Annotated in this window: 9 protein-coding genes; 1 reads left to right on the top strand and 8 read right to left on the bottom strand. The window is 59.9% G+C overall.

The genetic code is table 11. The features are described 5' to 3' along the window. Nucleotide 1: 1 nt before the first annotated feature. The 3 genes from LJD17_RS08440 to LJD17_RS08450 are packed head-to-tail and all read right to left on the bottom strand — an operon-like array spanning nt 2 to nt 3,324. The gene (locus LJD17_RS08440; protein WP_227383741.1) at nt 2-820 is read right to left on the bottom strand and encodes an ATP-binding cassette domain-containing protein; all 819 of its coding nucleotides are present in this window, start codon (nt 818-820) and stop codon (nt 2-4) included. Continuing rightward, complete coding sequence (locus tag LJD17_RS08445) at nt 821-2,422, bottom strand: ABC transporter substrate-binding protein (RefSeq protein ID WP_227383742.1); 1,602 nt, start codon at nt 2,420-2,422, stop codon at nt 821-823. Between the two features lie 50 nt (nt 2,423-2,472). Then, nucleotides 2,473-3,324: a MurR/RpiR family transcriptional regulator gene (locus LJD17_RS08450; RefSeq protein ID WP_227383743.1), complete on the bottom strand. Its 852-nt coding sequence runs from the start codon at nt 3,322-3,324 to the stop codon at nt 2,473-2,475. Between the two features lie 116 nt (nt 3,325-3,440). Here LJD17_RS08450 and LJD17_RS08455 point away from each other — a divergent pair, with 116 nt between their 5' ends. After that, on the top strand, nt 3,441-4,217 hold the full coding sequence (locus LJD17_RS08455; protein ID WP_227383744.1) for a glycerophosphodiester phosphodiesterase: 777 nt from the start codon (nt 3,441-3,443) through the stop codon (nt 4,215-4,217). Nucleotides 4,218-4,281: 64 nt separating this feature from the next. On the opposite strand, the gene LJD17_RS08460 is transcribed toward LJD17_RS08455, so the two are convergent. From LJD17_RS08460 to LJD17_RS08480, 5 genes are all read right to left on the bottom strand, one after another. Beyond that, a complete protein-coding gene (locus tag LJD17_RS08460) occupies nt 4,282-5,298 on the bottom strand; it encodes an LLM class flavin-dependent oxidoreductase (protein ID WP_227383745.1) in 1,017 nt (338 codons plus the stop codon). Between the two features lie 190 nt (nt 5,299-5,488). Continuing rightward, on the bottom strand, nt 5,489-7,651 hold the full coding sequence (locus LJD17_RS08465; RefSeq protein ID WP_227383746.1) for an HlyD family efflux transporter periplasmic adaptor subunit: 2,163 nt from the start codon (nt 7,649-7,651) through the stop codon (nt 5,489-5,491). Further along, nucleotides 7,636-8,976, bottom strand: a complete 1,341-nt coding sequence (locus LJD17_RS08470; RefSeq protein WP_227383747.1) for an efflux RND transporter periplasmic adaptor subunit — start codon at nt 8,974-8,976, stop codon at nt 7,636-7,638. Before LJD17_RS08470 ends, LJD17_RS08465 begins: the two co-directional genes overlap by 16 nt. Next, nucleotides 8,973-9,731: an efflux RND transporter periplasmic adaptor subunit gene (locus LJD17_RS08475; protein ID WP_227383748.1), complete on the bottom strand. Its 759-nt coding sequence runs from the start codon at nt 9,729-9,731 to the stop codon at nt 8,973-8,975. Before LJD17_RS08475 ends, LJD17_RS08470 begins: the two co-directional genes overlap by 4 nt. Nucleotides 9,732-9,791: 60 nt before the next feature. Further along, entirely contained in the window at nt 9,792-11,333 is a 1,542-nt protein-coding gene (locus LJD17_RS08480) for a TolC family protein (protein WP_227383749.1), read from the bottom strand. Nucleotides 11,334-11,375 lie beyond the last annotated feature (42 nt).

Below are 11,375 nucleotides of genomic sequence, written 5' to 3' on the forward strand. Positions count from 1 at the left end.
CTCAGGCATTCTCCCGGTAAATAGGCGCCTTGCGGTTGAGGTGTGGCATGGAGGCCAGCAGCTCCTGCGTGTAGGCCATTTGGGGGCGGACAAAGATGTCCTGAATTGAGCCAACTTCGACTTGGCGCCCGTGCCGCATGACGACCACGTCGTCTGCCATTTCGGCTACGACACCGAGATCATGCGTAATGAAGAGGATTCCCATGCCGATTTCCGTCTTCAGGCGGTTCAGAAGATCGAGGATCTGTGCTTGGATCGTCACGTCGAGAGCCGTTGTAGGCTCATCGGCGATGAGCAGCTTCGGATTGCAGGCGAGCGCCATGGCAATCAATACGCGCTGTGCCATGCCACCCGAGAATTGGTGTGCATACGAAGCCAGGCGTCGCTCCGGTTCCGGGATACCTACCATACGCAGTAGCTCGACCGCGCGGCGCTGCCGCCCTCTCTCATCTAAGTCCGTGTGCAGGATGAGCGTTTCACGCAGCTGCCGCCCGACCGTATGAATCGGGTTCAGCGAGCCAAGTGGGTCTTGGAACACCATTCCAATCCCCTTGCCCCGGATTGTCTCCATCTCACGTTCGGAGAACGTGCAAAGGTCGCGCCCCTCGAACAGGACACGCCCGCCGGTCCGACGCCCATTTCGGGCTAGGATGCCGAGGATCGCTTGGCAGACGACACTCTTCCCGCTGCCGCTTTCTCCGACGATGCAAAGGGTCTTGCCCCGCTCGACGGAGAAGCTGACCTCATGTACGGTTTCCCTGAAGCCGAGGTCCGTCAGGAAACCGACGCTCAAGCCCTCGACTGATAGGATCGGCGCCACCTATTTGGATCCAAAGGAGAGATTCGAGGGGCGAAAGTCCATATAGTACTGAGCATAGGGCTGCCACTGCACCGTCTTCTTCATGGCGTAACCCGTCACAGGGTTGTAGAGCATGGTCATGGCCATATCGTCCTCGAACAAGTCCAGCATCCGCGTGTAGGTCGCTTTGCGCTTAGCCGGATCGGTTTCCGAATAGAGCGTCTTGGCGAGAACGTTGAACTCGGGATTCGCCTTGTAGAGGTTGTGCGATTTTTGCGTATCGGTATCGGGTCCCCAAAGCACCAGCAGAGAGCCTGTGGGGTCGGGGATGCGGTAGGTGTTCGACCATGGGAAGATCTGGACGCCGGCCTTGCGGACTTCCTTGAAGCTGTCCACGAAATCGATGCGTATGTTCACCCCGATGGCGCGCCACATTTCCTGTATGATTTGCGCCGCCTCGACGTTGTAGAGGTAGTAGTTGGGGATAAGGCGATAGGAGATTTCCTGGCCATTGTATCCGCTTTCCTTGAGGAGTTGCCGGGCTTTCTCGGGGTCATATCCGTAAGCGTTTCGGTTCTTGTCGTAGAGAGGTCCGAAGCTTGGAAGCTGGTAGCCGTTGGGTGTAAAAGTCTGGCCCTTCCAGAGCGCGTCGATAAGCGCCTTGCGGTCGATGGCGAGGTTCAGCGCGTGACGCAGCTTCTTGTTGGAGAGTAATGGATCGTTGGTGTTGAATACGACGATATGGCTGTTCTCAAGCGGCACGACCTTCAAGGCTATGTCGGGATAGGCCTTGAGGCTTTCCCACTGGTCCGGTGGGATCTCGACCGCAAGGTCGTAATCCCCTGCAACGAGTCCGGCGATGCGGGCCGCCACTTCCGGCACGGATTTGAAGGTAATCGCCTTGGCGGCCTGCCTGCCTTCATAATAGCGGTCGAACGCTTCGAGCTTGACGCGATCGTTCTTTTGGTAATCCACGAACTTATACGGGCCTGTTCCGACAGGGTTCCAGCGCAGCGCCTTCGCAGCCTCGTCCATCCAGACCTTATGGTCGACACCGTCTTTCTTGAACTTGGTCCAAGCCTCATCGCAGATCACGAAGGACTGGTAGCTGGAAAGTCGATGCTCCAGGGATGCGTCAGGCTCGCTGGTGATAAATCGTACCGTGCTGTCGTTGACCTTCTCGACGCTCTTGAGCCCGCCGAAATAGGCCTGCCCATCAGGATAAAAGGCGTTAGGCCCCCAAAGACGCTCAGCCGCGAAGGTCGCAAGAACGTCGTTGGCGTTGAAAGGGCTGCCATCGTGGCAGGTGACGCCCTGCCGAAGCTTGAGCTCAAGGGTCGTGGGCGTTGTCCAGGACCAGCTTTCCGCAAGGCCAGGTACGAGCTTGGCGCCGCCATCGGCGGTTGGGTGGGCGAAGTCACGCCGGATAAGCGTGTCAAAAATCGAATAGTAGATCCGCACGTCCACGTTACCGGTGTTCTCGCCGGGATCGAGGCTGCGGGCCAGTTCGTTCACCGCGACCGTGAGACTGGGACGGTCATCGTTCTGAGCCATCGCCGGAAACGTGGTGGCCAAAAGGACTGCAAGGCCGGCATGCAGGGTGTGGGATCTTTGTCTCGACATTGCTTCCTCCTTTGTCCCGCTCTGGCGGTGGGCGTAACGGCTTGCGCGTTTCAACGCCTGCGCCGTGGGGTCTTCGCGGTTTCGAAAATGCGACGCAGGGTCTCGAACCGACCCAGGGCTTCAAGGGAATGCCCTTTGTCAGCCTGCGAGAGTTCGAGGATCAGGGTGTTGCAGATCGCCATGGGCACCGTAAGAGAGTGGAATTCCCCGGCCTCGCCCCGGCGGACAGTCATGACAAGGCTCGCTTCTGGCGGTGCCGCACGGTCCGTTAGAAGGACGGTCCTGGCACCGAGTTCGGCCGCCAGCGCGAAAGCGCGCTCGATGCCGGGATCTTCATGACGAAAGATCATCCCGAACAGGAGGTCGTCTTCCGTCAGGCCCATCAGATCATCCGCGGCTTCCCAATCCAAATGGGCGAGCGCGGAAGCCTGGTAGCCCGAGCGCTTGAGGCGACGAGCGAATATCTCCGCAAGGCTGCTGGCATGACCCTCGCCCAGCACGAAGATGCGCCGGGCCGCTCCGAGCCATTGGGTCGTGCGGTCGAGGGTCGATTGGTCGACCTGGGACGCAAGGGCGCTGAGTGCCCTGATTTCCCCGTCGATGACCGATTGGAGCAACGTCTGGCCGGCCGCCCGGTCCACGCGTTTTCGGACCCGCTTGGAAGCGTCGAGGTCCGATAGCACCGCATTGCGAAGCTCTTCCCGCATGGCGCGGTAAGATTCGAAGCCGAGCTTGCGGGCGAGGCGCCCTGCCGTGGAAGGGTGGACACCAGCCCGCTCGGCAATCTCGTGCGCTGGAAGAAAGCTGCCTTCCGTCTTGTCGAGCAGAAGCACATCGATCAGACGAAGGTCGGATGCGGTGAGTTCGTCGCGGCGCTCGGCGATGACTTCTTCCAACAGCATTCACCATCCTAACGGCTAAGATGCTGCAAGATAAATTGCAGAATATGAAGATTGCAAGACAATTTGCCGCCTTGCTATTATTCTTTGGTCTGGATGGTCGAAAGCAGGAAACGGACATGCCACGTAGGACGAAAATCGCAGCCCATCGCGGCGGGGCTCAGCTGTGGCCCGAGAACAGCCGCATGGCGTTTCGCAACGCTATTCTGCTGGACGTGGACTTTATCGAGTTCGATGTTCACCGAACCAGGGACGGCGTCTTGGTTGTCCATCACGATGCGGTTCTAGGGCGGACTTGCGAGGGCACCGGCCCCATCGCGGATCAGGACTGGAACACCCTGAAGGCCCTCAAGTTGCACGACACCGACGGGGAAGGGCTTCCGAGCCTGTCCGAGGTCCTGGATATCTTGGCGGAGGGACGTCCGGCTTTGCGGTTGGAGATCAAGTACCGGGCGGATCGGAGCCGATATCCGGGTCTGGAGAGAGAGACCCTGGCGGCGTTGCGCGAGCATGACTTGCTCCAGCGCACGACGGTGACGGCATTTGAGCTTGAGGTGCTTCGAGAAGTGGTGGCACAGGCTCCAGGCCTGCCGACCATTCACTTAGTTCGCGAGCAGGAATACCAATCCGAAGGGCGCCAGGTTGCTCCTTACGCGGAGCGGGCACGCGCTGCGGGCGTACGCGAAATCGCCTTGCGAATTGAACATATTCAAGAAAGAGACCGAGAGTTATGTGCAGCGTTCGGAGTGGAATTAGGGGTGTTCGCCGCCCATGATATTCCTGCAATCAGACATGCCTTCGATCTCGGCGTGTCGGCTTTTACGACTGACAGGCCCGACCTGGCGCTGCTTGTGGAGCGAGACCGCTCTGTATCCGAAACTACGGCTCACAGATAGTTCATCCTGTGACCAGCTTCGACTTGGTGCAGTTCCGTTCACGACATGTTTGACAATTCAACGGTCATCGCCAGCCTAATGCCGGGGCGACATGCTTCAGAATGGCTTCGATCACATGAACGTTGTAATCGACACCAAGCTGGTTCGGCACGGTTAGAAGGAGCGTGTCGGCTTCGGCAATGGCCTCGTCCGTCTTGAGCTCTTCCACAAGTCTGTCTGGCTCTGCGGCGTAGGAGCGGCCGAAGATCGCCTGCATTTTGTCGATGACGCCAATCTGGTCAGTGTCCTTGCCATGCCCGAAATAAGCGTGGTCGCGCTCATCCACGAGCGCGAAGATCGAACGAGAGACTGATACCCGAGGCTCACGGGCATGTCCTGCTTCCTTCCAGGCTTCCCTGTAACGGCGGATTTGCTTGGCCTGTTGGACGTGGAAGGGCTCGCCTGTCTCATCCTCCTTCAGGGTCGAACTCTGCAGATTCATGCCTTTCTGCGCGGCCCAGACAGCGGTCGCGTTGGACGCTGACCCCCACCAGATGCGCTCGCGCAGGCCCTCCGCGTGCGGTTCGAGGCGCAGCAGGCCGGGTGGGTTCGGAAACATCGGACGAGGGTTCGGTTCGGCAAACCCCTCACCCTTGAGCACATTGAGGAGCACTTCCGTATGATGGCGGGCCATATCGGCGTCGCCTTGTCCCTCTTGAGGCACATAGCCGAAGTAGCGCCAGCCATCGATCACCTGTTCAGGTGAGCCGCGGCTGATGCCAAGCTGCAGACGTCCTCCGCTGATCAGGTCGGCCGCCCCGGCGTCCTCGGCCATATACAGAGGATTCTCGTAACGCATGTCGATGACGGCCGTACCGATCTCAATACGCTTGGTTTTTGCCCCGATCGCGGCCAGCAGCGGAAACGGCGAGGCGAGCTGGCGCGCGAAGTGATGGACGCGGAAATACGCGCCATCCGCGCCGAGTTCCTCGGCCGCTATTGCAAGGTCGATGGACTGGAGGAGGGCGTCACGAGCCGAGCGTGTCTGCGAGTGCGGGGAGGGGGACCAGTGCCCAAACGAGAGAAATCCAATCTTCTTCATGAGCGGGCCCTATCCATATGCGTTCCGTCAGTTTGATACGACAGCAGCCTGTTGGGCTGATCGTGCCAAAAATAGACTACGAGTGTTGCGGCATTGTTGCAGTAACCCGGCCAGGGCACAACGAACTTCGCCGTAGAGCCGTCAAAAGTAAACTCCGGTCGGAGCGAACAATAGATGCGCGGCAGAACCCTTAGAATCCACTCTCTCGTATGAGGACCGTGACGAAACGCCTCCAGGCCTGCCTCAAAAGACTTTCCGGCTCGCTGCTCAGAAGGACGGTCCCAATCTCAACCCTGGACGACGCGGTCGGCTGATGAGGCTCCAGGATGACACGATAGACCGGAAGTTCTGGAATGACCGTTTCATTGGCACCCTGCCGGGAGGCGATGGGGCCGCCGTTGATTGATGCCAACTCCGGATGGGACATTGATCGCAGAGCGGTCTTGTCGACAGAAACGACTGTCGCTCCGATCTTCGCGTTGGTCGCGTCATAAGGGATGAACGTCGCGGGCCTATCGGGCCGTATCCTGGCCAAATCGGTTTCGTCCATGTAGGCTTCGATACGATCTGCAGAAAGGTCGGCGATTGACGCGAGTTTCTCTCCCAGCTTGACCCATTCGCCCTGCGCCAACGGATCAGCAAGCTCAACGATGGTTCCGGAAACCGGAGCCCTGATGTCGAGACGGTTGAGCTCAACCGCCAGGGCGTTTCGCTCCGCTTTGGCACCGTCCCATTCACGCATCAGGATCCGCGATCGTGCCAAAGACTCCGCATCCTGGGGCATTGCCGCAATCTGATCCGCGAGGTTCTGTACCTTCCGCTCAGCTTGCGCGGCCTTGTAGGTGATATCTGGAGAAGCGATCCGGAACAGGATGTCGCCCTCCGAAACCCGTTCTCCGACCTTCACGCGAATTGCGGTGATCTGACCGGCCGCATGGGCGAAGACGTCGGATCGGACTTGAGCGATGAGCAAGCCCGGTGCGTGGATGTTGCTGCGCCACGGGAAGACGACGATGACGAAGGCAAGAACCACAAGCGAGAGAGTGACAATCGTTTGGCGATTGAGCTTCATGGATTCGCGCCGACGCCCCCAGGTGACAAATTCTCTGATGATTGGGCCTGCAATGAACCACCAAAGCTCAACCGCGAACAGCGCGATGCCGAGCGCCTTGAAGAACATATGGTAGACGAGAAACGCGATGCCGAGAAAGAGAACAAGCCGATAGATCCAGGTCGTGACCGCATAGAGAATGAGGATGCGGCGCATGCTTCCTGACCAGAATTCTGGGGGAGGATCGCCGAAAGCGAACATGATCTCGCGGAGGAAATGGCGTGCGAGGGCGAATGAGCGCTCCTGAAGGTTCGGCACATCGAGAATATCCGCCAACAGATAGTAGCCGTCGAAACGCATGAACGGCGACATGTTGATCAGAACCGTCAGGAACCACGTCGTTGTCGCCCACACGAAGACGACGCTGCGGAGAATACCGTCAGGCAGAAAGCTCCATAGCAACAGGGCATACGCGGCGAGGCAGCACTCAGCTGCGACGCCTGCGCTGCCGATCGCCAGGCGTTTGGATCTCGCACGCAGGCGCCAGGCCTCGGTCGTGTCCGTGTAAAGCACGGGTGTCAGGACCAGAAACGCAACGCCCATGCTCGGAACGCGACAGCCGAAGCGCTTTGCGGTCAGCCCGTGGCCCAGTTCATGGAGGCATTTGGACAGAAAGAGCGACAGCCCCGCAATGGATGCGCCCTCCAACGAGAAGAACCACGGAAATGAAGCCGAGAACACATCCCACTGACGAAGAGCAAGGTAGAGGCCTGCAAGCGCCGCGATAATCGTGATCAGGAGAAACCGGAACGAATAGAGCCACTTCAATCGCGGCAATGCTGTCGCGAGTGCGCGATCCGGCCGCAGGATCGGAACACGGATGAACAGGTAATGGTGCAGAAGCCAGGCCCAGACACTCTGCTTGCGTGCGGCCTTCTGTGTCAGGAGGCGTTTCGTCCCTTCCGCCGTTGGGAGGCGTAGCAGGTTGGCTGTGAGAAGAAAACGCCCGAAGGTCTCCACATCATCCTCGTCGGCATCGAGCGCAGTCTCCGCTCGAATGCGTTCTGCGATGTCTTTCCCCGAGCCCAGATGCCAGCGGCAAAGGATCTCGAACTCGCGCCACCCAATGCGAAAAAAGCGGTTGGCGGCAGGATCATGGAGGGTCCAGGACGGTGATCCATCCCGGAGGCTCGGTCCAGGTTCAAGGGTGAGTTCGTCTCGCAGGGGCGCGAAGGAAGACCGTGACGTCTCCTCCGTGAGGCCGACCGCGTCTGTGATGGGCGAATTTAGAGCCCCAGCCATTGACGCGCAGCCGCAATGGGACGCCGGAACAGATAATAGGCGAGGGTCACCTGTTCACCATAGAGCTTGGCAGTTCCTTTCAAACCAATCCGCAGGGGCGACTCATTCTCGCTCAACTGAGCCTTGATCCGAAAAGTCAGTAGATTGTCTGCGCCGCGTTGGGCGCGATAGGACGCAAAGGTCAGGGTTCCGTCGCGCGGGTTCTCAGGATCTGAGTTGAGGAAGAGGCGAACCGGAGCACCGGCGTCCAAGTCAATCGCATCCGCAACGGGCAGTCGAACCTCGATTTCCACCTTCTTCGGATCAGCCACCTGCATGACCCTCTCGCCGATGGCAACGGGACGGCCAAGCCATTCGTTCGGGTCGTCGAAGACGGCCAAACCGTCCTTCGGGGACTTGACGACGATCCGCGACAGCTGGTCCGTGAGATATGCCGCTTCTGCTGCCTGTTGGTCGAGCTTGCCCTGAAGGACGGGCAGGGATGCGCGTGCCTTCTGGTCCGCCACGGAAAGCTGTCGCGCTTGGCGGAGTTCCGCCTCGGCAACCTCGCGCGCCCGACGGGCGATCTCCAATTGATTTTCCAGACGGCGCGGGTCGAGGGTGAAGAGCACTTGTCCCTCGAGGATGGCTTCGTTTGGCCGCACCGCCACCGTCTCGATGACACCTTCTAGCGGCGCACGGATCACAGCAGGATCGCGCGGAATGATTTCGGCCGGAGCCAGCACCGACTGGCGCACCGGAATAAAGCCGGCGCACATGATGAGAAGGGCAGCTCCTCCTGCGAGAACCCGGTATCTGGTCGGACCGACTTGCGCCAGACGCTCGCCAAGGCCACGCCGCGAGAGATGCGCCATCCATGCATGTCCATAGCAATCCCGGAGGATGTCGAGAAGTTGGGTGTCGCTCGTAGCCCAGGGTTCCTCACGTGCCAGAAGCAATCCGCCGAGCGATGGATCGCCGAGCGGCACCCATAAGACCTGTGGGGGCAGCCACTCCGACCATTCCTGCGCAAGAGCTTCTGGGAGGTCAGACGGCTGGAAAGCCCTGATCTCGTTCATTGTACCGAGATGCCAGTGTGCCGCAATGCGACCGATCCATGCCAGAAAGGGCGAGTGCGGATCCGTCGACGACAGGCCCGAAACGGCCGCGACCTTTCCCTGCCGCCCATTGTTGCGCCACAGAAGCGCTTGGCGATAGGGAACAATCGCGTGCGTCTCGTTGACCATCACGAACATCAGTTCGTCGAGCGACGCGTTTCGGGCACGCCCTTCCAGCTGCACGAGCAACGTCATGCGCAGAAGCTGCCGCGCCTGTGGTTCGCTCATGGCTGCTGGGCCGCCAGCCCCGTGTGAGAAAACTGCGCGAGGCCGCTCATGCCGGTCCGAAGCTCAGGAAAGACACCATCGATCCGTGCATAAATCTTGACGGTCTGGCTGACCGGGTCGATGCGAGCGCCGATGCGCGTGACGATTGCCGGAAAGGTCCGTTCCAGCTCGTCAACTCGCACACTCAGCTTCTCGCCGGCCTGCAGCCATGCGAGCCAGCGTGATGGCGCCACGAGCTCAAGTTCGAGCTCCTTGTCGCTGAGTATATCGAGCAGCGGCTGACCTACCGTTACATATTGATAGCGCTGGACCTTCGATTCAGACACTCGACCCGAGAACGGAGCCGGCACACGGCAATGCGCAACGTCGATCCTGGCAACCTCGAGATCTGCCTTGGCGGCCGTGGTATCGATCACTGCAAGATCGAGATCGACCTTTCCAGTCGCTCCGCGCTGATCGAGCTGCTTCAACGCGACGAGTTTGCGCTCGGCACGGTCGAGCTGAGCCTGGGCAAGCGACAGACGAGCCTGTAATGCCGAGCAGTCGAGTCCAGCAAGTTCCTGGCCTGCCTCGAAGGCATCGCCCTCTCGAAAGGGGAGCGAGACGACCTTGCCGGCAATCTCGCTTGATAGGATCGTCATATGCCTCGGAGTCAGCTGCGCGCGAACCTCCGCCTCATCGGCAGGCGCCTGTGCGAGCGTAGGCCCGCACCATGCGCTGAAGAGAATGAGGCCGATAACGGCAACGGGCTTCACGAGGCTTCGCTCCTTCCAGTCAGATCAGGATTGCGCTCCTGAGGCTCCTGTTGCGTCGGATTAAGGCGCCACTACGGCCGCTGCGGTGACATTATTCTGAACGATGTCGAGCTTGGGTACATCCATCTTGCCTGCGGCCCATTCACGCGACTTCTGCTTGATGGCTGCGACAAGGCTGGGGAGATCCGTGCTATCGACGTCGATCGGCAGTGGATCGAGCCCGAGAGTAACGAAGATCGTCGCATAGGAGTTCTGCAGTTCGGCATAGTTTCGGCTGCGGGACAGTTCTGCGAGTACGGCATTGGCCTGGTCGCGGATCCGGTCGAGTTCGGACGAGGTCTGGGCGTCGCTCGCGTCTTTCGACAAGGAGGCGATACGCTGGTCAATCCGCGCTATGGATTGGGCGCGCTCGTAACCCTTGCGGGACAGCTGATATTGTTGCGCGGCTACCTGCACCTGAGCCAGAACCGCCATGCTCATCGCAAGACGACGGGTTTCCGCGATGTCTCGCTGGGCTTCCCCGAGTTTCATGACGGTCGGCACGGACATGAGATTCACGAGGCTTGCCGTGACTCGGGCTCCGGCCTCGGCCCAGTTATTGTAGAGAAGGTAGCTGTTGCTGTCGGCATTCAGCGATGCCAACATCGAGACACCCGGCACGAGCTTGAGAAGAGCGCGCCGGCCCTCGAGCTGGGCGATGCGTGTATTATAACCTTCTTCTCGGATCTCGGGACGATTGACCAGGGCAATCCGCTCCATCTGGTCAACGGTCAGGCGAATGCCTGGCAGCGCCGGATTGCTGGCCGGGAGTGCGAGACGATACGGTGTTCCCGGACGCAGGCCCATCAGCTGTGCGAGCTGAATCTTGGCGATAGCGAGCTGATCGTCCACGGACTCGAGCTGTTGGATGAGTTCAAGGAGACCGCGTTGATAGCGCAGCGAGTCCATCGGCTGTTGCGCGCGCTGTTCCTCGAGCGCACGGGAATTGCCAAGTGCGCGCCTGGCATCGGCCAGGATCGGCCTGATGCTTGGGCGGATCCGCTCTGCCGCCACGGCGGTCCAATAGGCGGAGCGCACCTGCTGGAAGATATTGTTAACCACGCGACGGCGCTGCTCCCGGGCGACCAGCGCGCGGTCAGCCTGCTGACGCGACTGCAGGTAGCTGACGCCGAGGTCGATGACGTTCCACGTGACGCTCAAGTCGCCGAAACCGCGTGTCCGATCCACTGAAACCGTTTCGTCTTCGGAAATCTGTCCAGTGAGAATGCTGCGGCTTGAGCTTACAAGTTCCTTGTTGCGGGCAACATAGCCGGCATTCGCCGTAATGCTCGGAAGAAGATCGAACTTTGTCAGATCGAGCTGCCGGTCCTGCAAGACGGCGTTGAACATCTGGAGCCGATTGTCGAGGTTGTATGCAACGGCGCGGGCCTGAGCTTCCTCAAGGGTGATCGGCGCCACCGGCACGGGCGAGATCCCATCCAGCTGCGCACGGTCGACCGACGCGCGCAAGAGGTGTTCTTCAGCCGTAAAAGGCTCTGGTGTGAGAGCGCAGCCTGCCATCCCCAGGCAAAGCAGGGCGACGCTCAATAACTTCGGGCGCATCGGGACCTCGAACTCAAAACATCATAAGGAAAGCGGGTTTCA

It is taken from the genome of Microvirga rosea (assembly GCF_020595095.1).
Classification (GTDB): domain Bacteria; phylum Pseudomonadota; class Alphaproteobacteria; order Rhizobiales; family Beijerinckiaceae; genus Microvirga; species Microvirga rosea.